Source organism: Streptomyces sp. Go-475 (genome assembly GCF_003330845.1).
In the GTDB taxonomy this organism is placed as follows: domain Bacteria; phylum Actinomycetota; class Actinomycetes; order Streptomycetales; family Streptomycetaceae; genus Streptomyces.
In genome coordinates this window covers 2,126,523-2,150,485 of record NZ_CP026121.1, presented here as the reverse complement: position 1 = coordinate 2,150,485, position 23,963 = coordinate 2,126,523, and the positions used below count along the sequence as shown (strand labels likewise).

The 23,963-nt window shown below is 70.8% G+C and carries 18 protein-coding genes and 1 pseudogene; 18 read left to right on the top strand and 1 reads right to left on the bottom strand.

Annotated elements, in window-relative coordinates; genetic code table 11:
• Positions 1 to 254: 254 nt before the first annotated feature.
• The 14 genes and pseudogenes from C1703_RS09855 (at position 255) to C1703_RS09790 (ending at position 16,513) form a co-directional block, all read left to right on the top strand.
• Positions 255 to 2,185 (top strand): annotated as a pseudogene (locus C1703_RS09855) (penicillin-binding protein 2).
• A 182-nt stretch (positions 2,186 to 2,367) separates the two neighbouring features.
• Complete coding sequence (locus C1703_RS09850) at positions 2,368 to 3,888, top strand: UDP-N-acetylmuramoyl-L-alanyl-D-glutamate--2,6-diaminopimelate ligase (protein WP_114251547.1); 1,521 nt, start codon at positions 2,368 to 2,370, stop codon at positions 3,886 to 3,888.
• 28 nt (positions 3,889 to 3,916) lie between these two features.
• Positions 3,917 to 5,332 carry a UDP-N-acetylmuramoyl-tripeptide--D-alanyl-D-alanine ligase gene (gene murF / locus C1703_RS09845; protein WP_114251546.1) on the top strand — a complete coding sequence of 472 codons (1,416 nt, stop codon included), beginning with the start codon at positions 3,917 to 3,919 and terminating at the stop codon, positions 5,330 to 5,332.
• Entirely contained in the window at positions 5,332 to 6,423 is a 1,092-nt protein-coding gene (gene mraY / locus C1703_RS09840) for a phospho-N-acetylmuramoyl-pentapeptide-transferase (protein WP_114257358.1), read from the top strand. Before murF ends, mraY begins: the two co-directional genes overlap by 1 nt.
• Positions 6,405 to 7,847, top strand: a complete 1,443-nt coding sequence (murD, locus tag C1703_RS09835; protein WP_198678128.1) for a UDP-N-acetylmuramoyl-L-alanine--D-glutamate ligase — start codon at positions 6,405 to 6,407, stop codon at positions 7,845 to 7,847. The genes mraY and murD overlap by 19 nt, the downstream gene beginning before the upstream one ends.
• A gap of 137 nt (positions 7,848 to 7,984) precedes the next feature.
• Positions 7,985 to 9,349 (top strand): putative lipid II flippase FtsW, encoded by a 1,365-nt coding sequence (ftsW, locus tag C1703_RS09830; protein WP_114251544.1) that lies wholly within the window; start codon positions 7,985 to 7,987, stop codon positions 9,347 to 9,349.
• 6 nt (positions 9,350 to 9,355) lie between these two features.
• The gene (murG, locus tag C1703_RS09825; RefSeq protein WP_010039354.1) at positions 9,356 to 10,453 is read left to right on the top strand and encodes an undecaprenyldiphospho-muramoylpentapeptide beta-N-acetylglucosaminyltransferase; all 1,098 of its coding nucleotides are present in this window, start codon (positions 9,356 to 9,358) and stop codon (positions 10,451 to 10,453) included.
• Positions 10,454 to 10,479: 26 nt separating this feature from the next.
• Entirely contained in the window at positions 10,480 to 11,274 is a 795-nt protein-coding gene (locus C1703_RS09820) for an FtsQ-type POTRA domain-containing protein (RefSeq protein WP_114251543.1), read from the top strand.
• Between the two features lie 289 nt (positions 11,275 to 11,563).
• Complete coding sequence (ftsZ, locus tag C1703_RS09815) at positions 11,564 to 12,757, top strand: cell division protein FtsZ (protein ID WP_020277551.1); 1,194 nt, start codon at positions 11,564 to 11,566, stop codon at positions 12,755 to 12,757.
• A gap of 10 nt (positions 12,758 to 12,767) precedes the next feature.
• Positions 12,768 to 13,499, top strand: coding sequence for a peptidoglycan editing factor PgeF (gene pgeF, locus C1703_RS09810; RefSeq protein WP_114251542.1), 732 nt, complete (start codon positions 12,768 to 12,770; stop codon positions 13,497 to 13,499).
• Positions 13,500 to 13,505: 6 nt separating this feature from the next.
• Positions 13,506 to 14,225 (top strand): YggS family pyridoxal phosphate-dependent enzyme, encoded by a 720-nt coding sequence (locus C1703_RS09805; protein WP_114251541.1) that lies wholly within the window; start codon positions 13,506 to 13,508, stop codon positions 14,223 to 14,225.
• 130 nt (positions 14,226 to 14,355) lie between these two features.
• Positions 14,356 to 14,997 (top strand): cell division protein SepF, encoded by a 642-nt coding sequence (gene sepF, locus C1703_RS09800; RefSeq protein ID WP_114251540.1) that lies wholly within the window; start codon positions 14,356 to 14,358, stop codon positions 14,995 to 14,997.
• Positions 14,998 to 15,048: 51 nt separating this feature from the next.
• Entirely contained in the window at positions 15,049 to 15,336 is a 288-nt protein-coding gene (locus tag C1703_RS09795) for a YggT family protein (RefSeq protein WP_114251539.1), read from the top strand.
• Positions 15,337 to 15,391: 55 nt separating this feature from the next.
• On the top strand, positions 15,392 to 16,513 hold the full coding sequence (locus tag C1703_RS09790) for a DivIVA domain-containing protein (protein WP_157993090.1): 1,122 nt from the start codon (positions 15,392 to 15,394) through the stop codon (positions 16,511 to 16,513).
• 209 nt (positions 16,514 to 16,722) lie between these two features.
• On the opposite strand, the gene ileS is transcribed toward C1703_RS09790, so the two are convergent.
• Positions 16,723 to 19,881, bottom strand: coding sequence for an isoleucine--tRNA ligase (gene ileS / locus C1703_RS09785; RefSeq protein WP_114251538.1), 3,159 nt, complete (start codon positions 19,879 to 19,881; stop codon positions 16,723 to 16,725).
• 611 nt (positions 19,882 to 20,492) lie between these two features.
• Between ileS and C1703_RS39235 the strand changes: the two genes are divergently transcribed.
• From C1703_RS39235 to C1703_RS09760, 4 genes are all read left to right on the top strand, one after another.
• Positions 20,493 to 21,761 (top strand): TraR/DksA family transcriptional regulator, encoded by a 1,269-nt coding sequence (locus C1703_RS39235; protein WP_198678127.1) that lies wholly within the window; start codon positions 20,493 to 20,495, stop codon positions 21,759 to 21,761.
• An 89-nt stretch (positions 21,762 to 21,850) separates the two neighbouring features.
• On the top strand, positions 21,851 to 22,492 hold the full coding sequence (lspA, locus tag C1703_RS09770) for a signal peptidase II (RefSeq protein ID WP_114251537.1): 642 nt from the start codon (positions 21,851 to 21,853) through the stop codon (positions 22,490 to 22,492).
• 54 nt (positions 22,493 to 22,546) lie between these two features.
• Positions 22,547 to 23,491: an RluA family pseudouridine synthase gene (locus tag C1703_RS09765; RefSeq protein WP_114251536.1), complete on the top strand. Its 945-nt coding sequence runs from the start codon at positions 22,547 to 22,549 to the stop codon at positions 23,489 to 23,491.
• The gene (locus C1703_RS09760) at positions 23,488 to 23,958 is read left to right on the top strand and encodes a GNAT family N-acetyltransferase (RefSeq protein WP_114251535.1); all 471 of its coding nucleotides are present in this window, start codon (positions 23,488 to 23,490) and stop codon (positions 23,956 to 23,958) included. The genes C1703_RS09765 and C1703_RS09760 overlap by 4 nt, the downstream gene beginning before the upstream one ends.
• Positions 23,959 to 23,963 lie beyond the last annotated feature (5 nt).

Here is a 23,963-nt window from a genome sequence, read left to right as displayed (position 1 = left end):
GGCGCTCGGCCGGGCGGCGGAGGCACCCGCCGGGCTGTCGCCGTGCTGCCGGGTGCCCGCCGGGCCATTGCCGTGCCGTGTGCCCGGCTTCGCCAGGGGCGCCGGTCCCGAGGCCCGGGGCCGCCGTGGCGTGTGCCCTGCGGTCGGCAGCCCTCCCGGGGCGCGTCCGGCCGCCACCGCGTCCGCCAGTCCCCAGTCCACCCCGACCCCCGGCAGGTGACGGAAGTGTCCGACAGGGAACCCCGCGCCGTCGTGTGCCCGGACCCGCGCGGCCCGCTCGGCCCGATGCGCGGCGGCGGCGGCCGGGCCCGGTGCCCGGCGGCCCGGCGGCCGGGGCCGGGCGCCCGGCGGCGCCAAGCCGCTGCGGCTGGGCAGCCCCCGCCCCCGGCTGCGGCTGGTCGGGCTCGCGCTGACGCTCGTGCTGATCGCCTTCGTCGTGCGGCTGTTCCAGGTGCAGGCCGTCGACGCGAGCACGTACGCCGCCAAGGCCGAGCAGAACCGCTACGTCGGGCAGGTGCTGGCCGCGGACCGGGGCGAGATCACCGACCGCAGCGGTGTCGCCCTGGCGACCAGCGAGGACGCCTACGACATCACCGCCGACCCCACGATGTTCGCCCCGAAGATGCTGAAGATCGGGGACGGCCCCGAACAGGCGGCCGCGCTGCTCGCGCCGATCCTCGGCCAGGAGCAGGAGGCCCTGGTCGAGAAGCTGCGGCCGAAGAACAAGGCGCTGCGCTACGTCAAGCTGGCCTCCCGCCAGACCCCGCAGGTCTGGAAGCAGATCAAGGACCTGAAGTCCGCGCTGGCGAAGAAGGCGGAGAGGGACAAGTCCGTGCACAACGTGCTCGCGGGCGTCTTCTCCGTCGCCACCAGCAAGCGCGTGTACCCCAACGGCGACCTCGCCGCCGGGATACTGGGCTGGGTCAACGGCGAGGGCAAGCCCGGCGGCGGCATCGAGCTGCAGCTGAACAAGCAGCTCGCCGGCAAGGACGGCAAGATCCGCTACGCCCAGTCCGGCGGCCGGCTCGTCCCCACCGCCGGGGGCGCCACCGAGACCCCCGCCGTCCCCGGCAGCGACGTCGAACTCACCATCGACCGTGACATCCAGTGGGCCGCCCAGAAGGCCATCACCGACCAGGTGAAGGAGTCCGCCGCCGACCGCGGCTACGTCATCGTCCAGGACACCCGCACCGGGCAGATCCTGGCCATGGCCAACTCGCCCGGCTTCGACCCGAACGACCTGTCCGACGCCGACCCGGCCGCCCTCGGCAACGCCGCCCTCCAGGACGCCTTCGAACCCGGCTCCACCGCCAAGGTCATGTCGATGGCGGCCGTGCTGGAGGAGGACGCCGCCACCCCGATGACCCACGTCGTCGTGCCCAACCGGCTGCACCGCGGCGACCGGCTCTTCAAGGACGACGTCGACCACCCGACCTGGTACCTGACGCTCAACGGCGTCCTCGCCAAGTCCAGCAACATCGGCACCATCCTCGCCACCGGCCAGCTCGGCAAGACCCAGGCCCAGGCCAACAAGGTCCTCTACGACTACCTGCGCAAGTTCGGCCTCGGCCACTACACCGGCCTCGGCTTCCCCGGCGAGACCCCGGGCATCCTCGCCCCGCCCGACAAGTGGTCGACCTCGCAGCAGTACACGATCCCTTTCGGCCAGGGCGTCTCCATCAACGCCATGCAGGCGGCGTCCGTGTACTCGACCATCGCCAACGGCGGCGTCCGCGTCGAACCCACGCTCGTCCGCGGCACCAAGGGCCCCGACGGCCGCTTCACCCCGGCCCCCAAGCCCAAGAAGACACGGGTCGTGAGCGAGAAGACGGCGAAGACCCTCGCCCAGATGCTGGAGTCCGTCGTGGACGACGAGGAGGGCACCGGAACCAAGGCCCGCATCCCCGGTTACCGCGTCGCGGGCAAGACGGGCACGGCCAACCGCGTGGATCCGGCCACCGGCAAGTACCGTGGCTACACCTCGTCGTTCGCCGGGTTCGCGCCCGCCGACAAGCCCCGCGTCACCGTCTACTGCGCCATTCAGAACGCCACGCGGGGCAGCTACTTCGGCGGGCAGATCTGCGGCCCCGTCTACAAGCAGGTCATGGAGTTCGCACTGAAGTCCCTCCAGGTCCCGCCGACCGGAGCCAAGCCCGCGAAGCTCCCGGTCACCTTCAGGCGCTGACCGGCCGCAAGCCCAGGTCAGCATGGAAACCAGCCAGGAACCACCTCGTGACGACGATCACTCCCGACCCCGGGAACCAGAGCACCCCCGGCCCCTCGCTTCGCCCGGAGGCGGGTACGCCCGGTACGCTCACCGCCGTGCCACACGCTGATCAGTCCCAAACCACCCAGAAGGGCCATCCCGTGACATACCCCGGGCCGCCCAGGCCGGTGCAGGTCTCCGCCACATCCCTCGCGGAACTCGCCGATCAGCTGGGTGCTCCCGCGCCGGAGAGCGCCGCCGAGGTCACGGGCATCACCCATGACTCCCGCGCCGTGCGCCCCGGCGATCTGTACGCCGCCCTCCCGGGCGCCCGGCTGCACGGCGCCGACTTCGTCGACCAGGCCGCGGGCCTGGGCGCCGCCGCCGTGCTGACGGACCCCACGGGAGCCGAGCGCGCCGCCGCCTCCGGGCTGCCGGTCCTGGTCGTCGACGACCCGCGCGGGCATATGGGCGAGCTGGCCGCCACGATCTACGGCCACCCCGGCCGGGACCTGCTCCAGATCGGCATCACCGGCACGTCCGGCAAGACCACCACCGCCTACCTCGTCGAGGGCGGCCTGAAGACCGTCAGGTCCACCGGCCTGATCGGCACCGTCGAGATGCGCATCGGCGACGAGCGCATCAAGTCCGAGCGCACCACGCCCGAAGCGACCGACCTGCAGGCCCTGTTCGCCGTCATGCGCGAGCGCGGCGTCGACGCGGTCGCCATGGAGGTCTCCAGCCACGCCCTGGTGCTCGGCCGGGTCGACGGCTGCGTCTTCGACATCGGCGTCTTCACCAACCTCAGCCCGGAGCACATGGAGTTCCACTCCGACATGGAGGACTACTTCCAGGCGAAGGCGCAGCTGTTCACCCCGAAACGGGGCAAACTCGGCGTGGTCAACGTCGACGACGAGTACGGCCGCAGGCTGGCCAAGGAGGCCACCGTCCCGGTCGTCACCTACTCCGCCGAGGGCCACCCCGACGCCGACTGGCGCGCCGAGGACGTCGAGGTCGGCCGGCTGGACTCGACGTTCACCGTCATCGGGCCCAAGGGCGAGCGGATCAGCGCCAAGTCGCCGCTGCCGGGCCCCTTCAACGTGGCCAACACCCTCGCCGCGATCGTCGCCCTCGCCGTGGCCGGCCTCGACCCGCAGGCCGCCGCCGACGGTGTGGCCGCCGTACCGGGCGTGCCCGGCCGCCTGGAGCGCGTGGACGCCGGGCAGCCGTACCTCGCGGTCGTCGACTACGCCCACAAGACCGACGCCGTCGAGTCCGTGCTGCGCGCCCTGCGCAAGGTCACCGAGGGCCGGCTGCACATCGTCCTCGGTTGCGGCGGTGACCGGGACAGGACCAAGCGCGCGCCCATGGGCGCCGCCGCGGCGCGGCTCGCCGACACCGCCGTGCTGACCTCCGACAACCCCCGCGGCGAGGACCCGCTCGCGATCCTCGCCACGATGCTCCAGGGCGCGGCCTCCGTGCCCGCGCACGAGCGCGGCGAGGTGCAGGTCTTCGAGGACCGGGCCGCCGCGATCGCCGCCGCCGTCGCCCGCGCCGAGCCCGGCGACACCGTGCTGGTCGCGGGCAAGGGCCACGAGCAGGGCCAGGACATCGCCGGGGTGGTCCGTCCCTTCGACGACCGCCAGGTGCTCCGCGAAGCCATCCAGAAGACCCAGGGATGAAAATCCAGAAGACCCAGGGGATGAACTTGTGATCGCCCTCTCCCTCGCCGAGATCGCAGAAGTCGTCGGCGGGCAGACGCACGACATACCGGATCCGTCCGTCCAGGTCACCGGCCCGGTCGTCCGGGACTCCCGCGAGGCGGTGCCGGGCAGCCTGTTCGTGGCCTTCGCCGGGGAGCGCGTGGACGGCCACGACTTCGCGGCTGCGGTCGTCGAGGCGGGAGCGGTGGCCGTGCTCGGCACCCGCCCCGTCGGCGTGCCCGCGATCGTCGTGGACGACGTCCAGACCGCCCTCGGCGCCCTCGCGCGGCACGTCGTACGACGCCTCGGCGCCACCCTCGTCGCCCTCACCGGCTCGGCGGGCAAGACCAGCACCAAGGACCTCATCGCGCAGGTGCTCCAGCGCAAGGCGCCGACGGTGTTCACGCCTGGCTCGCTCAACAACGAGATCGGGCTGCCGCTGACCGCGCTCAGCGCCACCGAGGAGACGAGGTTCCTCGTCCTGGAGATGGGCGCCCGCGGCATCGGGCACATCCGCTACCTCACGGAACTGACCCCGCCCAAGATCGGCCTGGTGCTCAACGTCGGATCCGCCCACATCGGCGAGTTCGGCGGCCGCGAGCAGATCGCCCAGGCCAAGGGCGAACTGGTCGAGGCGCTGCCCTCCGAGGCCGACGGCGGCACCGCGATCCTCAACGCCGACGACCCGTACGTCCGGGCCATGGCCTCCCGTACGAAGGCGAAGGTGCTCTTTTTCGGAGAGTCCGGCGAAGCGGACGTTCGCGCCGAGAACGTGCGACTCACGGACACCGGACAGCCCGCGTTCAGGCTTCACACACCCTCCGGTGCAAGTGATGTGACCATGCGCCTGTACGGTGAGCACCACGTGTCGAACGCGCTCGCCGCGGCCGCCGTCGCCCACGAGTTGGGCATGTCCGCAGACGAGATCGCCGTCGCGCTCTCCGAGGCGGGCTCCCTCTCCCGCTGGCGGATGGAGGTCACCGAGCGCCCGGACGGCGTGACGGTCGTCAACGACGCCTACAACGCGAACCCCGAGTCCATGAAGGCCGCTCTGCGCGCGCTGGCGGCCATCGGCAAGGGGCGTCGCACGTGGGCGGTGCTCGGCAAGATGGCCGAGCTCGGGGACGAGGCTCTCGCCGAGCACGACGCGGTCGGACGGCTCGCCGTCCGGCTCAACGTCAGCAAGCTCGTCGCGGTCGGTGGCAGGGAAGCCGCCTGGCTGCAACTGGGCGCATATAACGAGGGTTCGTGGGGTGAGGAGTCGGTGCACGTGTCCGACGCACAGGCGGCGGTCGACCTGTTGCGCAGCGAGTTGCGCCCGGGGGACGTCGTGCTCGTGAAGGCGTCCCGTTCGGTCGGGCTCGAGAGCGTTGCCCAGGCGCTGCTCGAGACCGGTGCCGAGGGTGAGGTTTCCGCCCGATGATGAAGCAGATCCTGTTCGCAGGAGTCATTGGTCTCTTTCTCACGCTGATCGGCACCCCGCTGCTGATCAAGCTCCTCGCGCGCAAGGGCTACGGCCAGTACATCCGCGACGACGGCCCGCGCGAGCACGCCAGCAAGCGCGGTACGCCGACCATGGGCGGCATCGCCTTCATCCTGGCGACGGTCGCCGCGTACTTCCTGGCGAAGGTGATCACGGGCTATCTGGACCCGGAGGCCGACGCGGCGCCGACCTTCTCCGGTCTGCTGGTGCTCGGCCTGATGGTCGGCATGGGCCTGGTCGGCTTCCTGGACGACTACATCAAGATCGTCAAGCGGCGTTCGCTGGGTCTGCGGGCCAAGGCGAAGATGGCCGGCCAGCTGATCGTCGGCATCGGCTTCGCGGTGCTGTCACTGCAGTTCGCGGACAACCGCGGCAACACCCCGGCCTCCACGAAGCTGTCGTTCATCACGGACTTCGGCTGGACGATCGGCCCCGTGCTGTTCGTGGTCTGGGCGCTGTTCATGATCCTCGCGATGTCGAACGGCGTGAACCTGACCGACGGCCTGGACGGTCTGGCCACCGGCGCCTCGGTGCTCGTCTTCGGCGCCTACACCTTCATCGGCGTCTGGCAGTTCCAGGAGTCCTGCGCCAACGCGCAGACCCTGACCAACCCGGGCGCGTGCTACGAGGTGCGCGACCCGCTCGACCTGGCGGTGGTCGCCTCCGCGCTGATGGGCGCCTGCCTGGGCTTCCTGTGGTGGAACACCTCGCCGGCCAAGATCTTCATGGGTGACACCGGTTCGCTCGCGCTCGGCGGCGTGCTCGCGGGCCTCGCGATCTGCTCCCGCACCGAGCTGCTGCTCGCCATCCTCGGCGGCCTGTTCGTCCTGATCACCATGTCCGTGGTGATCCAGGTCGGTTCGTTCCGCCTCACCGGCAAGCGCGTGTTCCGGATGGCGCCACTCCAGCACCACTTCGAACTCAAGGGCTGGTCCGAAGTGCTCGTCGTGGTCCGCTTCTGGATCATTCAGGGCATCTGTGTGATTGTCGGACTTGGCCTCTTCTACGCGGGATGGGCAGCGGACAAGTGACCTCCTCGGAGCCCTTCGACTTCCAGGGCAAGCACGTCACCGTCGCCGGACTCGGCGTCTCCGGCGTCCCGGCGGCCAAGGTGCTGCACGGCCTCGGCGCGGTCGTCACGGTCGTCAACGACGGCGCCGACGAGCGCGCCCGGGCGCAGGCCGCCGAGCTGGAGGCGCTCGGGATCACCGTGCGCCTGGGCGACGGTGACACCTTGCCGGAGGGCACCGAGCTGATCGTCACCGCGCCCGGCTGGAAGCCGGACAAGCCGCTGTTCACGGCGGCGCGTGAGGCCGCAGTGGAGATCTGGGGCGACGTCGAACTGGCCTGGCGCCTGCGCGGCCCCGACGCCGCCGACTGGCTGGCCGTCACCGGCACCAACGGCAAGACCACCACCGTCCAGATGCTCGCCTCGATCCTGAAGGCGGCCGGGCTGCGCACCGCCGCCGTCGGCAACATCGGCGTCTCCCTGCTGGACGCGGTGCTCGGCGAGGAGAAGTACGACGTCCTGGCCGTGGAGCTGTCCAGCTACCAGCTGCACTGGGCGCCCTCCCTGCGCGCCCACTCGGCCGCGGTGCTGAACCTCGCCCCCGACCACCTCGACTGGCACGGCTCCATGGAGGCCTACGCCGCCGACAAGGGCCGGATCTACGAGGGCAATCGCGTCGCCTGCGTCTACAACGTGGCCGACAAGGCCACCGAGGACCTGGTCCGCGAGGCCGACGTGGAGGAGGGCTGCCGGGCCATCGGCTTCACCCTCGGCACGCCCGCGCCCTCCCAACTCGGCGTCGTGGAGGGCATCCTGGTCGACCGCGCCTTCGTCGAGAACCGGCAGAAGAACGCCCAGGAGCTCGCCGAGGTCGCGGACGTCGACCCGCCGGCCCCGCACAACATCGCCAACGCCCTCGCGGCGGCGGCCCTCGCCCGCGCCTACGGCGTCCCCGCCAAGGCCGTACGGGACGGCCTGCGGGCGTTCACCCCGGACGCCCACCGCATCGCGCACGTCGCCGACGTGGACGGGGTCGCGTACGTCGACGACTCCAAGGCGACCAACACGCATGCGGCGGAAGCCTCGTTGGCGGCGTACGAGTCGATCGTGTGGATCGCGGGCGGGCTCGCCAAGGGCGCGGTCTTCGACGAGCTGGTCGCCAAGGCGGCGAAGCGGCTGCGCGGGGCCGTGCTGATCGGCGCGGACCGCGCGCTCATCCGCGAAGCCCTGGCGCGACACGCCCCGGAAGTACCCGTCGTCGACCTCGACCGGACCGACACTGGGGCGATGCGCGCGGCGGTTCAGGAGGCACGGCGGCTCGCCCGCCCCGGTGACACGGTGCTGCTGGCTCCGGCGTGCGCCTCCATGGACATGTTCGTCAACTACAACAAGCGCGGGGACGCTTTCGCGGACGCCGTTCGTGAGCTCGGCTCCGCCGAAGGCTGACCCGGGTCCGCCTCGCCCGGCGGGAGTGCCGGGCGTACCTGGAGGGACGCGTGACACGGATGCGGCTGGTGCCCGAGCGGCGGCCTGGGGGCCTGCGCGGCGGAGCGTTTCCCCCCGGCCTGGCCGGGTGATCGGCGATGCCCACCAGCCGCACCGGACGGCCCCCGGTCCAGCGCGCCCCCAAGCGCCCCGTCCCTCCCCGGTCCCTGCGCGACAACCCCGTCCTGAACTTCTACACCCGCGCCCGCCGGGGCTGGGACCGGCCGCTGACCGCCTACTACCTGATCCTCGGCGGCAGTCTGCTGATCACCGTGCTCGGCCTGGTGATGGTCTACTCGGCCTCCCAGATCACCGCGCTGCAGATGTCCCTGCCGGGCTCGTACTTCTTCCGCAAGCAGATGCTCGCGGCGCTGATCGGCGCCGGTCTGCTGTTCGCCGCCTCACGCATGCCGGTGAAACTCCACCGGGCGCTGGCCTACCCGATCCTCGCGGGCGCCGTCTTCCTCATGGCCCTGGTGCAGATCCCCGGGATAGGAGTGTCGGTCAACGGCAACCAGAACTGGATCGCCCTCGGCGGCTCCTTCCAGATCCAGCCCAGCGAGTTCGGCAAGCTCGCCCTGGTGCTGTGGGGCGCCGACCTGCTCGCCCGCAAGCAGGACAAGCGGCTGCTGACCCAGTGGAAGCACATGCTCGTCCCGCTGGTGCCGGCCGCCTTCATGCTGCTCGGTCTGATCATGATCGGCGGCGACATGGGCACGGCGATCATCCTCACGGCGATCCTGTTCGGCCTGCTGTGGCTGGCGGGCGCGCCCACCCGGCTGTTCATCGGTGTCCTGTCGATCGCCGCGGTGCTCGGCACCATCCTCATCACGTCCAGCTCGAACCGCATGGCGCGCCTGCAGTGCCTCGGCGCCACCGAACCCCAGTCCGGACCCGTCGACTGCTGGCAGGCCGTGCACGGCATCTACGCCCTCGCCTCCGGCGGGATCTTCGGCTCCGGGCTGGGTGCGAGTGTGGAGAAATGGGGCCAACTCCCCGAAGCCCACACCGACTTCATCTTCGCCGTCACCGGTGAGGAACTGGGCCTGGCGGGGACGCTGTCGGTCCTCGCCCTCTTCGCGGCTCTAGGCTATGCGGGTATCCGCGTGGCCGGACGCACGGAGGACCCCTTCGTCAGGTATGCCGCGGGAGGCGTGACCACCTGGATCACGGCCCAGGCCGTGATCAACATCGGTGCGGTGCTCGGTCTGCTGCCGATCGCCGGCGTCCCCCTCCCGCTGTTCTCCTACGGAGGATCCGCCCTGCTGCCGACCATGTTCGCCATCGGGCTGCTGATCGCCTTCGCGCGCGACGAGCCCGCTGCGCGGGCGGCGCTTGCGATGCGGCAACCCCGCTTTGGTAGAAAGCGGGGGGCTGGGGGAACCGGTTCCGGTCGGACTCCCCGGAGATGGAACACGATGCGACGGCGCGCCTCGGCGGCGCGCTCGTCCGGAGAGCGGTGAATTTCGGTGCATGTCGTACTCGCCGGCGGAGGAACCGCGGGCCACATCGAGCCCGCGCTCGCCCTCGCGGACGCCCTGCGCAGGCAGGATCCGACCGTGGGCATCACGGCCCTGGGCACGGAGCGCGGCCTCGAGACACGTCTCGTACCCGAGCGCGGCTACGAACTCGCGCTGATCCCCGCCGTACCGCTGCCACGCAAGCCCACCCCCGAGCTGATCACCGTCCCGGGCCGGCTGCGCGGCACCATCAAGGCGACCGAGCAGATCCTGGAACGCACCAAGGCGGACGCCGTGGTCGGCTTCGGCGGCTACGTCGCCCTGCCCGGCTACCTCGCGGCCAAGCGCCTCGGCGTGCCGATCGTCATCCACGAGGCCAACGCCCGCCCGGGCCTGGCCAACAAGATCGGCTCGCGGTACGCCAGCCAGGTCGCCGTCTCCACCCCGGACAGCAAGCTGCGCGGCGCCCGCTACATCGGCATCCCGCTGCGCCGCTCCATCGCCACCCTGGACCGCGCCGCCGTGCGACCCGAGGCCCGGGCCGCCTTCGGGCTCGACCCGAACCTGCCCACGCTGCTGGTCTCCGGCGGCTCCCAGGGCGCCCGCCGCCTCAACGAGGTCGTGCAGACGGTCGCCCCCTGGCTCCAGCAGGCGGGCATCCAGATCCTGCACGCGGTCGGCCCGAAGAACGAACTGCCGCAGGTCCAGCAGATGCCGGGGATGCCCCCGTACATCCCGGTAAGTTACCTGGACCGGATGGACCTCGCGTACGCCGCGGCCGACATGATGCTCTGCCGCGCGGGCGCGATGACCGTCGCCGAACTCTCCGCCGTCGGGCTCCCGGCCGCCTACGTCCCGCTGCCCATCGGCAACGGCGAACAGCGGCTCAACGCCCAGCCGGTGGTGAAGGCCGGCGGCGGCCTGCTGGTCGACGACGCGGAGCTGACCCCCGAGTGGGTCCAGCAGAACGTCCTGCCCGTGCTCGCCGACCCGCACCGGCTGTACCAGATGTCCCGCGCCGCCGCCGAGTTCGGCCGCCGGGACGCCGACGACCTGCTCGTCGGCATGGTGTACGAGGCGATCGCCGCCGCTCGTGCACACCGCTAGGCACGGATGACGGAAGGCAGCGGAGCGTGGCCGGATCGACCACCGCCGAGCGCGGTGAACGCCAGCAGGAGTCGTCCGGCCCGCCGCCCGTCAGGCGTCTGCGACGGCGCCACGTTCGTGTGATCGTCATCCTGATCCTTGCCCTGGTCTTCCTCGGCATCCCGACCCTGTGGCTGTTCTACGGATCCGACTGGCTGCGCGCCGAGCGGGTCTCCGTGTCGGGCACCCGGGTCCTGACACCGGCTCAGGTCGAGGCGGCCGCCGAGGTTCCCCTCGGGAAGCCGCTGATTTCCGTGGACACCGACGCGATCGAGACGCGACTGCGCCGGAAATTGCCCCGAATTGACGCGGTTGACGTGGTCCGTTCCTGGCCCCATGGAATCGACCTGAAAGTGGTTGAGCGGACTCCGGTTCTGATTGTCCAAAAGGGCGGAAAGTTCGTCGAAGTGGACGATGAAGGTGTCCGTTTCGCCACGGTTTCTGATGCGCCGAAAGGCGTGCCCGCACTGGAATTGACGCTGTCGCGGTCCAGCTCCGCCGCAGCCAGCCTGCGCCGCTTCGGCGAGTCCCGGCTGGTGCGCGAGGCGGTGGGCGTCGCCCGCGCCGTTCCGGCCGCCGTCGCCCGGGACACACGGACCGTCAAGGTCCGTTCCTACGACGACATCTCGCTGGAGTTGCGGGACGGCCGCACGGTCGTCTGGGGGAGCAGCGAGAAGGGCGCCGCGAAGGCCCGTACGCTCACCGCTCTGATGAAAGCCTCGCCGGACGCGCGGCACTTCGACGTCAGCGTCCCCACGGCTCCCGCGTCATCAGCGAGTTGACGCACATCCGCGCAGGCCAGCACCCTGGTTGGGCAGTGCTACGGCTGATCACATAGGGTGAAAAGAAAAACGGGAGGTTCGGCGTGTTCGTTGAACGTGCGCCACTTGTCGACTTAGTGTCCTGTTCAGAAGACTCCAAGGAACAGACACACTGGTAACCCTAAACTTCAGGGTTAGGGTTCGGGTCGGCGATACGGACCGTCCCATTCGGCATCAGTCGTCGGGTCGCGGGGCGCAGGCGCGTCACGGTGATTCGGCGACACGTAACTCGAGGCGAGAGGCCTTCGACGTGGCAGCACCGCAGAACTACCTCGCAGTCATCAAAGTCATCGGTGTCGGCGGCGGTGGTGTCAATGCCATCAACCGGATGATCGAGGTCGGTCTCAAGGGCGTCGAGTTCATCGCCATCAACACCGACGCGCAAGCCCTGTTGATGAGCGACGCCGACGTCAAGCTGGACGTCGGCCGTGAACTCACCCGCGGACTCGGCGCCGGAGCCAACCCGGCCGTGGGCCGCAAGGCCGCCGAGGACCACCGCGAGGAGATCGAGGAGGTCCTCAAGGGGGCCGACATGGTCTTCGTGACAGCCGGTGAAGGCGGCGGCACCGGCACCGGCGGCGCGCCCGTCGTGGCCAACATCGCCCGCTCGCTGGGTGCCCTCACCATCGGTGTGGTCACGCGCCCGTTCACCTTCGAGGGGCGGCGCCGCGCGAACCAGGCCGAGGACGGCATCGCCGAGCTCCGCGAAGAGGTCGACACCCTCATCGTCATCCCGAACGACCGGCTGCTGTCCATCTCGGACCGCCAGGTCTCGGTGCTCGACGCCTTCAAGTCGGCCGACCAGGTCCTGCTCTCCGGTGTCCAGGGCATCACCGACCTCATCACCACCCCCGGCCTCATCAACCTCGACTTCGCCGACGTCAAGTCGGTCATGTCCGAGGCCGGCTCGGCCCTGATGGGCATCGGCTCGGCCCGCGGCGACGACCGCGCGGTGGCCGCCGCCGAGATGGCGATCTCCTCGCCGCTGCTGGAGGCGTCCATCGACGGCGCCCGCGGTGTGCTGCTCTCCATCTCCGGTGGCTCCGACCTCGGCCTGTTCGAGATCAACGAGGCCGCCCAGCTGGTCAGCGAGGCCGCCCACCCCGAGGCCAACATCATCTTCGGCGCGGTCATCGACGACGCCCTCGGCGACGAGGTCCGGGTCACGGTCATCGCCGCCGGCTTCGACGGCGGCCAGCCCCCGGCCCGCCGCGAGAACGTGATCGGCTCCACCTCGGCCAAGCGCGAGGAGCCGGCCCCGGCGCGGCAGACCGAGAGCCGCCCGTCCTTCGGATCGCTCGGCAGCGTGACCCCGAAGGAGGACCCGGAGCCCGCTCCGGAGCCGGTCAACGACATCCCGGTCGCCCCGCCGGTCCCGCCGGCGCCCCGGACCTACTCGGACAGCGCGGCCGAGGAACTGGACGTACCGGACTTCCTCAAGTGATCCTTCTGACGTGATAGGACAGCGCGAGAGCGCGAGCGGCGCGCACTTCGCCTTCACCGACCGGTGGGGCGGGGTGAGCGCCGCTCCGTATGAGGAGCTCAATCTCGGCGGAGCGGTCGGAGACGACCCGGACGCCGTACGCACCAACCGGGAACTGGCCGCCAAGTCCCTGGGCGTCGAGCCGGACCGGGTGGTCTGGATGAACCAGGTGCACGGGGCGGACGTGTCGGTGGTGGACGGACCGTGGGGGTCCTCGTCCGACATTCCGTCGGTCGACGCGATCGTCACGACGCGGCGCGGGCTCGCCCTCGCCGTGCTCACCGCCGACTGCGTGCCGGTGCTGCTCGCCGACCCGGTCGCCGGGATCGCCGCCGCGGCCCACGCGGGCCGGCCGGGCATGATCGCCGGAGTCGTCCCGGCCGCGCTACGCGCGATGACGGACCTGGGCGCCGAGCCCTCCCGGATCATCGCCCGCACCGGACCCACCGTCTGCGGCCGGTGTTACGAAGTGCCCGAGGCGATGCGCGCCGAGGTGTCCGCCGTCGAGCCGGCGGCGTACGCCGAGACGAGTTGGGGCACGCCGGCGGTCGATGTGAGCGCCGGCGTGCACGCCCAGCTGGAACGGCTCGGGGTGCGCGACCGGGAGCGGTCGCCGGTGTGCACGCTGGAATCGCGCGATCACTTCTCGTACCGACGCGACCGCACCACCGGGCGGCTCGCGGGTTATGTGTGGCTGGACTGACAGGACATGACAGACCGTAAGGACGAACTCGCCGCGAATCTGGCGAAAGTGGAGCGGCGCATCGCCGACGCGTGCGCGGCGGCGGGGCGCCCGCGCGAGGACGTGACCCTGATCGTGGTCACCAAGACCTACCCCGCGAGCGATGTGCGGATCCTCGCGGAACTCGGCGTGCGCCACGTCGCCGAGAACCGCGATCAGGACGCGGCACCCAAGGCCGCGGCCTGTATGGATCTGCCCCTTACTTGGCATTTTGTCGGTCAACTTCAGACCAACAAGGTGCGCTCGGTGGCCGGTTACGCGGATTTCGTGCAGTCCGTCGATCGTTCCAAGCTCGTCACAGCCCTGTCGAAGGAGGCCGTCCGGGCGGGTCGTGAGCTGGGCTGTCTCCTCCAGGTCGCGCTGGACGCGGGGGAGAGCGAGCGGGGTGAGCGCGGAGGCGTGGCCCCCGGCGGAATCGGGGAGTTGGCCGACCTAGTGGCCGGGGCCCCGGGGCTGCGGCTGGACGGACTGATGACCGTCGCACCGCTCACCGGCGAGTACGCAGGACGCGAACAGGCGGCCTTCGAGCGGTTGATGGATTTGTCGACTGACCTGCGCCGGAGTCATCCGGCTGCCACCATGGTCTCGGCAGGGATGAGTGCGGACCTCGAACAGGCCGTGGCGGCCGGAGCGACACATGTGCGCGTCGGCAGCGCGGTACTCGGAGTCCGCCCCAGGCTCGGGTAACGTCGCCAAGAAGTCGGACCACAGCAGAAAATATGGTCATTGCCGCCGAAAGGCGGATTTCAAGGACCTCGTGGATCGCGGGCACTTGGCAGTCGTCAGCCGATCCACCACAGAGCGGAGGACTCAGAGCATGGCCGGCGCGATGCGCAAGATGGCGGTCTACCTCGGCCTCGTGGAGGACGATGGGTACGACGGCCGCGGATTCGACCCCGACGACGACTTCGAACCCGAACTGGACCCGGAACCCGAGCGGGACCACCGTAGGCACGAGCCGTCCCACCAGTCGCACGTCTCACATCAGCCCCAAAGGGATGAAGAGGTACGAGTCGTACAACCGCCCGCACCTCGCGAGCCTGCCCCCCGCTCTGCTTCGCTCCCCGCGGAATCCGGCCGCCCGGCGCGCATCGCGCCCGTGGCATCCATCACACAAGAACGCGCAAGTCTGGAGAAGAACGCACCGGTGATCATGCCCAAGGTCGTGTCCGAACGAGAGCCTTACCGGATCACCACGCTCCACCCACGGACCTACAACGAGGCCCGTACCATCGGGGAACACTTCCGTGAGGGCACCCCGGTGATCATGAATCTGACTGAGATGGACGACACAGATGCGAAGCGACTTGTCGACTTTGCGGCCGGTTTGGTGTTTGGTCTTCACGGCAGTATCGAGCGGGTGACGCAGAAGGTGTTCCTGTTGTCGCCTGCTAACGTCGATGTCACGGCGGAGGACAAGGCCCGCATCGCAGAGGGCGGGTTCTTCAACCAGAGCTGAGACGCACCACCGGAAAGATCGCACGGAACAGGGGAGAGGGAAGCGCCAGTCATGAGCGTGGTTCTGCAGGTTCTCTACATCGCGCTGATGGTCTTCCTCATCGTGCTCATCTTCCGGTTGGTCATGGACTACGTCTTCCAGTTCGCCCGCTCATGGCAACCCGGCAAGGCGATGGTGGTCGTCCTGGAGGCCACCTACACTGCCACTGATCCACCGCTCAAGCTTCTGCGGCGGGTCATCCCGCCGCTGCGTCTCGGGGGCGTGGCGCTCGACCTGTCCTTCTTCGTACTGATGATCATCGTCTACATCCTGATCACACTCGTGCGGAGCGCGATGTGAGCGATGTGACAGATACGGTCTTGCCGACTGCCGACGACTACGTTGAGGTGAAGAGATGCCGTTGACCCCCGAGGACGTGCGGAACAAGCAGTTCACGACCGTCCGCCTCCGAGAAGGCTATGACGAGGACGAGGTCGATGCCTTCCTCGACGAGGTCGAAGCCGAACTGACCCGCCTGCTCCGTGAGAACGAGGACCTGCGCGCCAAACTGGCCGCGGCCACGCGCGCTGCTGCGCAGAACCAGCAGAACATGCGCAAGCCTCCGGAACAGCAGCAGGATCAGCAGCAACAGCAGCAGGGCATGCGCGGTCCCGGTGGTCCCGTTCCCGCCGGCATATCGGGCCCGCCGCAGCAGCAGATGGGCGGCCCCATGGGTGGCCCGCCCCAGCTGCCGAGCGGTGCCCCGCAGCTGCCCGCCGGCCCCGGCGGTCAGGGTGGTCCCCAGGGTCCTGGTGGTCCCGGTCCGATGGGCCAGGGTCCGGGGCCGATGGGTCAGCCCCCCATGCAGCAGCAGATGGGTGGTCCGATGGGCGGCCCCATGGGCGGTCCGATGGGCGGCCCCGGTCAGGGAGGCCCCGGTGGCGACAGCGCCGCGCGTGTCCTCTCGCTGGCCCAGCAGACCGCCGACCAGGCGATCGCCGAGGCCCGTTCCGAAGCCAACAAGATCGTCGGCGAGGCGCGTTCGCGTGCCGAGGGTCTGGAGCGTGACGCCCGTGCCAAGGCCGACGCCCTGGAGCGGGACGCGCAGGAGAAGCACCGCGTCGCGATGGGCTCCCTGGAGTCCGCCCGCGCCACGCTGGAGCGCAAGGTCGAGGACCTGCGCGGCTTCGAGCGCGAGTACCGCACGCGCCTGAAGTCGTACCTGGAGTCGCAGCTGCGCCAGCTGGAGACCCAGGCCGACGATTCGCTGGCCCCGCCGCGCACTCCGGCGACCGCGTCCCTCCCGCCGTCCCCGGCGCCTTCCATGGCCCCGGCCGGCGCGAGTGCCCCGTCGTACGGCGGCAACCAGACGATGGGCGGTGCGCCTTCGCCGTCCGCTCCGTCCTACGGCGGCCAGCAGCAGATGTCTCCGGCGATGACCCAGCCGATGGCGCCGGTGCGTCCGCAGGGTCCGTCCCCGATGGGTCAGGCGCCCTCGCCCATGCGAGGCTTCCTGATCGACGAGGATGACAACTGACGGCCTGACGGCCAGTAGTACGGCGTAGACGTCGGCAGCGTTCAGGGCGAGGCCCCGGGTTCACCCCGGGGCCTCGCCCTTTTGCCACGCGTGTTCGCACCCGCGCACCGGCGTTCTGCGTACGCAACGCCGAAGGCCCGGCCCCACCAAGATCTTTGGCGGGGCCGGGCCTTCGGTGCGATGACCTTCGGTCCGAGAGGTCCCGCGGGTTACGCCTTGCGCAGGCGGAACGTCAGGGACAGGCCCTCGTCGGTGAAGGGCTCGCCGTAGGTGTCGTCCGCCTCGCCCTGGGCGCTGTGCTCATTCAAGAAGGCCGTGGCGAGAACCTCGTCGGCGATCAGGCCGGCGTGGTCGGTGAGGGCCGCGACCGTCGCCGCGTCCGTCGCCGTCCAGCGCAGTGCGATGCGGTCGGCCACGTCGAGGCCGCTGTTCTTGCGCGCCTCCTGGATCAGCCGGATCGCGTCACGGGCGAGGCCGGCTCGGCGCAGCTCCTCCGTGATCTCCAGGTCCAGGGCGACCGTCGCGCCGGAGTCCGACGCCACCGACCAGCCCTCGCGCGGGGTCTCCGTGATGATGACCTCGTCGGGAGCCAGCGTGATGGTCTCGCCGTCGACCTCCACCGACGCCGTGCCCTCGCGCAGGGCCAGGGACAGCGCGGCCGCGTCCGCGTTCGCGATGGCCTTCGCCACGTCCTGGACGCGCTTGCCGAACCGCTTGCCGAGCGCGCGGAAGTTGGCCTTGGCGGTGGTGTCGACCAGGGAGCCGCCGACCTCGCTGAGCGTCGCCAGGGACTCGACGTTCAGCTCCTCCGTGATCTGCGTGCGCAGTTCGGAGTCCAGCGTCTCGAAGCCGGTGGCCGCGATCAGGGCGCGGGACAGCGGCTGGCGGGTCTTGACGCCCGACTCCGCGCGCGTGGCCCGGCCCAGCTCCACCAGCCGGCGCACCAGCACCATCTGCTTCGACAGCTCCGGGTCGATGGCGGTGAGGTCCGCCTCGGGCCAGGTCGACAGGTGGACCGACTCCGGGGCGCCCGGGGTGACCGGGACGACCAGGTCCTGCCAGACCCGCTCGGTGATGAACGGGGTCAGCGGGGCCATGAGCTGCGTCACGGTCTCGACGACCTCGTGCAGCGTGCGCAGCGCGGCCTTGTCGCCCTGCCAGAAGCGGCGCCGCGAGCGGCGCACGTACCAGTTCGACAGGTCGTCGACGAACGCGGACAGCAGCTTGCCGGCGCGCTGGGTGTCGTAGGCGTCGAGGGCCTGGGTGACCTGGTCGGTGAGCGCGTGCAGTTCGGACAGCAGCCAGCGGTCCAGGACCGGGCGGTCGGCCGGGGCCGGGTCGGCCTCGGACGGGGCCCAGCCGGACGTACGGGCGTACAGGGCCTGGAAGGCGACCGTGTTCCAGTACGTCAGGAGGGTCTTGCGGACGACCTCCTGGATGGTGCCGTGGCCCACGCGGCGGGCCGCCCAGGGGGAGCCGCCGGCCGCCATGAACCAGCGGACCGCGTCGGCGCCGTGCCGGTCCATGAGCGGGATCGGGTCCAGGGTGTTGCCCAGGTGCTTGGACATCTTGCGGCCGTCCTCGGCGAGGATGTGACCGAGGCAGACCACGTTCTCGTAGGACGACTTGTCGAAGACGAGCGTGCCGACCGCCATCAGCGTGTAGAACCAGCCGCGGGTCTGGTCGATGGCCTCGCAGATGAACTGCGCCGGGTAGCGGGCCTCGAACAGCTCCTTGTTCTTGTACGGGTAGCCCCACTGCGCGAACGGCATCGAGCCCGAGTCGTACCAGGCGTCGATCACCTCGGGCACGCGCGTGGCCGTCTTGCCGCAGCCGTCCTGCGGGCAGGCGAAGGTGACCTCGTCGATGAACGGGCGGTGCGGGTCCAGGCCCGACTGGTCGGTGCCGGTCAGCTCGGTCAGCTCCGTGAGGGAGCCGGCGCAGGTGAGGTGGTCGTCCTCGCAGCGCCAGATCGGCAGCGGCGTGCCCCAGTAGCGGTTGCGGGACAGCGCCCAGTCGATGTTGTTGTTCAGCCAGTCGCCGTAGCGGCCGTTCTTGACCGTGTCCGGGAACCAGTTGGTGCCCTCGTTCTCCGCGAGGAGGCGGTCCTTGATCGCCGTGGTGCGGATGTACCAGGAGGGCTGCGCGTAGTAGAGCAGCGCGGTGTGGCAGCGCCAGCAGTGCGGGTAGCTGTGCTCGTACGCGAGGTGCTTGAAGAGGAGTCCGCGCTGCTGGAGGTCCTCGGTGAGCTTCTCGTCGGCCTTCTTGAAGAAGACGCCGCCGACCAGCGGGACGTCCGCCTCGAAGGTGCCGTCCGGGCGGACGGGGTTGACGACCGGGAGGCCGTAGGCGCGGCAGACCTTGAGGTCGTCCTCACCGAAGGCGGGGGACTGGTGGACCAGACCCGTACCGTCCTCGGTGGTGACGTACTCGGCGTTGACCACGAAGTGGGCCGCCTCGGGGAACTCCACCAGCTCGAAGGGGCGCTGGTACGTCCAGCGCTCCATCTCGGCGCCCGTGAAGGTCTCGCCGGTGGTCTCCCAGCCCTCGCCGAGGGCCTTGGCGACGAGCGGCTCGGCGACGACGAGCTTCTCCTCGCCGTTGGTCGCCACGACGTAGGTGACCTCGGGGTGGGCGGCGACGGCGGTGTTGGACACCAGGGTCCACGGGGTCGTCGTCCACACCAGGAGCGCGGCCTCGCCGGCGAGCGGGCCGGAGGTGAGCGGGAAGCGGACGTAGACGGAGGGGTCGACGACCGTCTCGTACCCCTGCGCCAGCTCGTGGTCGGACAGGCCCGTGCCGCAGCGGGGGCACCAGGGGGCGACGCGGTGGTCCTGGACCAGCAGGCCCTTGTTGAAGATCTCCTTCAGGGACCACCAGACCGACTCGATGTACTCGGGGTCCATCGTGCGGTACGGGTCCTGGAGGTCGGTCCAGTAGCCCATGCGGGTCGTGAGCGCCTCGAAGGCGTCCGTGTGGCGGGTCACCGACTCGCGGCACTTGGCGTTGAACGCGGCGATGCCGTACGCCTCGATGTCCTGCTTGCCGGAGAAGCCGAGCTCCTTCTCGACGGCGAGCTCCACCGGGAGGCCGTGGCAGTCCCAGCCGGCCTTGCGGGCCACGTGGTAGCCGCGCATGGTGCGGAAGCGGGGGAAGACGTCCTTGAAGACGCGCGCCTCGATGTGGTGGGCGCCGGGCATGCCGTTGGCGGTGGGCGGGCCCTCGTAGAACACCCATTCGGGGCGGCCCTCGGACTGCTCCAGGCTCTTGGCGAAGATCTTCTGCTCGCGCCAGAAGTCGAGCACCGCGTGCTCGAGGGCGGGCAGGTCGACCTGGGCGGGTACCTGGCGATACGTCGGCGATGTCATCAGCGGGCTTCCTCCGGCGGACTTGCTGCCTTCCGTCCGGAGGGACGAGAGCTACGTCTGCCTGCGCCGCCTTCGGCGCGCTCCCGCGGTACCACCCTCCTTGGCCCTCCGGCGCGGGGTGTGCGCCGAGGAGCCCCCTCATTGGGGTCGCGATGCCGGTTCTACTGGCCACGGCCCTCGGCTGCGGCTTTCTTCCGGCGGCTCCGGGGTGATCTTCACGTCGCGCTCGCCCCCGGGCTTCCACCGTCCCCGGGTCGCTCTGGGCTGCGTACGCCGCTACTCGTCCCCATCCACGCTTTTCGCTCTGCCCAGTGTACGGCGCCGGGCGGACAGCGGCCGACCGCTTTTCCGGGGCGCCGGGGCCGGGCGGCGCTGGGTGCGGCTTATGGGTTTGATGACCCGAATGGGGTGGTATAGGTGTTCGGATCCTGGGACGTCCGGCCCGGCGGATTACCGGACGGGGAGCTGGGCACAACGGATGCAGGTTCGCCGCGCGGCGTGCGCGAGGCGGGCGAATCGGGCGGTGTGCCCCGTTGCCGCGGGACTCGAGTCGATTTATCGTCCCAGCACGATTCACGAGCAAGATCACAATATGTGAAGGGGCCGCGGCCATGGTGGCGAAGAAGACCGCCGTACAGCAGCCGGCGTCCGGCAGGTCCGGGGAGGCCTCCGGCGGTGCGGCCAAGGACGTGGGTGGGAAGAAGTCCACCCAGGGGGGCTCGGCGGGGCGGGCGGCGAAGGGGGCGGCGGGGAAGGCGACCGAGGGGACGAAGGCAGCCGTCAAGAAGACCAAGGCGGCCGTCAAGAAGGTGACGGCCAGGATGGGCGCTGCCGAGCAGGGTGTGAAGGCTGCGGGCGAAAAGGCTCCGGCCGAGAAGGCGGCTGTCAGGAAGGCTTCGGCCAAGAAGGCTTCGGCCAAGAAGGCGACTGTCGGGAAGACGGCGGCGAAGGAGACGGCGGCCGAGGAGGCAGCGGCCAAGACGGCGGCCGGGAAGACAGCGCCCAAGGCAACGGCCAAGAAGACGGCAGCCAGGAAGACGGCAGCCAAGAGGACGGCGGCCAGGGAGGCGGTCGCCAAGAAGGGGGTCGCCAAGGAGGCGGTGGCCGGGAAGGCGGTCGCCGCGGAAGCGGTGGGTGGGGAAGCGGTGGCCGAGAAGGCCGCCAAGGGGGCGGCGGCGAAGAAGGCCGCTGTCAGCAGGGCGAAGGCCGCCAAGGCCGGCGCCGCGAAGAAGGGCGCCGAGGGTGTCGCCGGGCAGGGCGCCGGAGGCGGGAGCACCACCACGAAGGGCCCGGCCGGGAAGGGCGCTGCCCGGACCGGCGCGGCCACACAGGACACGGCCGGGAGCAGCACGGCCAAGAAGGCGGGTGCGGCCGAGACCGCGCCGCAGACGGGAGCGACGACGGTGGGTGCGAAGAAGACTCCTGGCACGGCCACGGCGGCGAAGACCGCCGTTCCGAAGGCGCGGGCGGGCGCGGCGGACCCCGGTGAGCTGGCGGTACGCCCGGGCGAGGACCCCTGGACGACGGAGGAGGTCGAGGAGGCGCGCTCCGAGCTGATGTCGGAGGAGGCGCGGCTGCGCGAGGAGATCACCTCGTCGGAGCGGTCGCTCGCAGGCCTGATGCGGGACTCCGGGGACGGCGCGGGCGACGACCAGGCGGACACCGGCACCAAGAACATCACGCGCGAGCACGAGCTGGCCCTGGCCGCCAACGCGCGCGAGATGCTCGTCCAGACCGAGCGCGCGCTGGAACGCCTCCACGCCGGCACCTACGGCCTGTGCGAGAACTGCGGCAACCCCATCGGCAAGGCCCGGATGCAGGCCTTCCCGCGGGCCACGCTGTGCGTGGAGTGCAAGCAGAAGCAGGAGCGCCGGTACTGACCGGCCGCCGAATGCCTCCTGAGCACGTGGGCGGCGCGGGGTGTGCCGTACCCTCGTCCTCAGTCAGGCACCTAGGTTGAGGGACTCACGTGGCAGAGGCGGAGCGCATCATCGGTACGCCGGACACACCGGACGCGGCCGGGAACGGGCAGGACCGGCCCGGCGGGTCCGGCACCGACGACACGGCGGCGGCCGCCGGCGCCGCGGGCGCGGGCCGGCCGGAGGCCACGGCCGGAAGGCCCCGGGGCAGGCGCCGCATCGCGGTGTTGTTCGTCGTCGCCACCATCGCGTACGCCCTCGACCTGATCAGCAAGATGATCGTGGTGGCCAAGCTGGAGCACCACCCGCCCATCGAGATCATCGGGGACTGGCTGAAGTTCGAGGCGATCCGCAACGCGGGCGCCGCCTTCGGCTTCGGCGAGGCCTTCACGGTGATCTTCACCATGATCGCGGCGGCGGTGATCGTGGTGATCGCCCGGCTCGCCCGCAAGCTCTACAGCCTGCCCTGGGCGATCGCGCTGGGCCTGCTGCTCGGCGGTGCGCTGGGCAACCTCACCGACCGGATCTTCCGGGCGCCGGGTGTCTTCGAGGGCGCGGTCGTGGACTTCATCGCGCCCAAGCACTTCGCCGTGTTCAACCTGGCCGACTCGGCGATCGTGTGCGGCGGCATCCTGATCGTGCTGCTGTCGTTCAAGGGGCTCGACCCGGACGGCACCGTCCACAAGGACTGAGGGACCGTCCGACTCTCGTACGGGACTGTCGGACCCGTCCGGCATACTCGACGGGTGAGCACGATTCCCGAGATCCGTACCCTGCCCGTGCCCGACGGCCTGGAGGGCGAGCGCGTCGACGCCGCCATCTCCCGCATGTTCGGCTTCTCCCGTACCAAGGCGGCCGAGCTCGCCGCCGCGGGGAAGGTCACGGTCGACGGGTCGGTGGTCGGCAAGTCGGAGCGCGTGCACGGCGGCGCCTGGCTGGAGGTCGAGATGCCGCAGGCGCCCGCGCCGGTGCAGGTGGTGGCCGAGCCGGTCGAGGGCATGGAGATCGTGCACGACGACGATGACGTGGTCGTCATCGTCAAGCCGGTCGGCGTCGCGGCGCACCCGTCGCCGGGCTGGACCGGGCCCACCGTCATCGGAGGCCTGGCCGCCGCCGGGTACCGGATCTCCACCTCCGGCGCCGCCGAGCGCCAGGGCATCGTCCACCGCCTCGACGTCGGCACGTCCGGGCTGATGGTCGTCGCCAAGTCCGAGTACGCGTACACGTCGCTGAAGCGCCAGTTCAAGGAGCGCACGGTCGACAAGCGGTACCACACCCTCGTCCAGGGCCACCCCGACCCGACCAGCGGCACCATCGACGCCCCCATCGGCAGGCACCCGCACCACGACTACAAGTGGGCGGTCACGGCCGAGGGCAAGCCGTCCGTCACGCACTACGACCTCATCGAGGCCTTCCGCGCCGCCTCCCTGCTCGACGTGAAGCTGGAGACGGGTCGCACGCACCAGATCCGCGTCCACATGGCCGCTCACCGGCACCCCTGCGTCGGCGACCTGACCTACGGCGCCGACCCGACGCTCGCCAAGCGCCTCGGTCTGACCCGCCAGTGGCTGCACGCGGTGCGGCTCGGCTTCGAGCACCCCGGGGACGGGCAGTGGGCCGAGTTCTCCTGCGACTACCCGGAGGACCTGCAGAAGGCCCTCGACCAGGTCCGGGAGGAGACCTACGCGTGAGCACCCCGGGGTACGTGGTGCGGGTCGCCGAGGACCCGGCCGACCGTGAGGCCTGCTTCGCGGTGCGCAAGGAGGTCTTCGTCGGCGAGCAGGGCGTGCCGGAGGACCTGGAGTACGACGCCCACGACGCCGGGGCCGTCCATGTGCTGGCGGTCCGGGAGGACGGCGTGCCGCTCGGGACCGGGCGGCTGCTGTTCGGGGAGGCGGCCGTGGCGCAGACCGGAGCCGATCCGTCCGTGGGCTGTCTCGGCCGGCTCGCCGTGACGAGCGGTGCGCGCGGGCTCGGTGTCGGGGCCGCCCTGGTGCGGGCCATCGAGGACGCGGCACGCGCGCGGGGCCTCACGGCCGTCGACCTCCACGCGCAGACGCATGCCCTGGGGTTCTACGAGCGGCTCGGCTATGAGCCGTACGGGCCGGAGTACCTGGAGGCGGGCATTCCGCACCGGGGGATGCGGCGCTCGCTCTAGCCCTT

Coding starts and splice junctions, on each gene's coding strand:
- mraY (WP_114257358.1), top strand. CDS start 5,332: ATGAAGCAGATCCTGTTCGCAGGAGTCATTGGTCTCTTTCTCACGCTG.
- murD (WP_198678128.1), top strand. CDS start 6,405: ATGGGCAGCGGACAAGTGACCTCCTCGGAGCCCTTCGACTTCCAGGGC.
- ftsW (WP_114251544.1), top strand. CDS start 7,985: ATGCCCACCAGCCGCACCGGACGGCCCCCGGTCCAGCGCGCCCCCAAG.
- C1703_RS09805 (WP_114251541.1), top strand. CDS start 13,506: ATGACAGACCGTAAGGACGAACTCGCCGCGAATCTGGCGAAAGTGGAG.
- sepF (WP_114251540.1), top strand. CDS start 14,356: ATGGCCGGCGCGATGCGCAAGATGGCGGTCTACCTCGGCCTCGTGGAG.
- C1703_RS09795 (WP_114251539.1), top strand. CDS start 15,049: ATGAGCGTGGTTCTGCAGGTTCTCTACATCGCGCTGATGGTCTTCCTC.
- C1703_RS09790 (WP_157993090.1), top strand. CDS start 15,392: ATGCCGTTGACCCCCGAGGACGTGCGGAACAAGCAGTTCACGACCGTC.
- ileS (WP_114251538.1), bottom strand. CDS start 19,881: ATGACATCGCCGACGTATCGCCAGGTACCCGCCCAGGTCGACCTGCCC.
- C1703_RS39235 (WP_198678127.1), top strand. CDS start 20,493: ATGGTGGCGAAGAAGACCGCCGTACAGCAGCCGGCGTCCGGCAGGTCC.